At 50.6% G+C, this 729-nt stretch carries 2 protein-coding genes; both read left to right on the top strand.

Features of this window, described 5'->3' with window-relative positions:
* The coding region (locus tag B3F49_RS03955; RefSeq protein ID WP_293909114.1) for an efflux RND transporter permease subunit at positions 1 to 305 on the top strand (305 nt) is incomplete at its 5' end.
* 1 nt (position 306) lies between these two features.
* A complete protein-coding gene (locus tag B3F49_RS03960) occupies positions 307 to 579 on the top strand; it encodes a PG0541 family transporter-associated protein (RefSeq protein WP_293896624.1) in 273 nt (90 codons plus the stop codon).
* Positions 580 to 729: the final 150 nt, after the last annotated feature.

The raw sequence follows: 729 nt of genomic DNA on the forward strand, positions 1-729 counted from the left end.
AATACATCAACCTGCTCCGAAAGCGAGGACTTCCCGTCCGAAGCGCTTGTATTGAAGCTGGTGGAAACCGGCTCAAGCCGATACTCATGACCAGTTTGACCACCATTTTCGGTATGATTCCGCTTGCATTCTTCGGTGGCCAGGGAGCTGAACAGATCCAGCCGATCGGTCAGACCCTCATCGGAGGCATGACGGTCAGCACGCTGATGACCATCTACTTCACTCCGGTCCTCTATGCCCTCTTCAACAAGGATAAGCAGAAGAAGGATATCGAACGAATTGAGAATTACCTGGAGGAGGTGTGAGATGAGAAGGGTGGAAATAATCGCAGCCCAAGCTATTCTTGACGATGTGTTGGAAGCCCTCGAGCACTATGAGGTACCCATGCACTATACCATCATCCCCACCGCCCATGGGAAAGGCAACACCATTCCCAAGCTCGGAGACGATGTCTGGCCTGAAGAAAATTTCATTCTCATCATGTATTGTCAGGATGAGACGTTATCCGGTATTGAACAAGCCCTCCAGTTGGTGAAGAAGAAGTACGACCACGAAGGAATCGGGTACTTTGTAATCTAGGAGGGAATGAGGTTTTCAAAGCCATCATTCCCATGACCGACCTGTCGGGGATCGTTATGATCACCGACGGGCAGTCAGTGCTGTATCAGCAGGGTTTTGGGTTTGCAGACCGTAAAACCCGACAGCCGATCAATGAGCACACACTCTTCC

The sequence above is a fragment of the Sphaerochaeta sp. UBA5836 genome (assembly GCF_002432845.1).
GTDB lineage: Bacteria > Spirochaetota > Spirochaetia > Sphaerochaetales > Sphaerochaetaceae > Sphaerochaeta.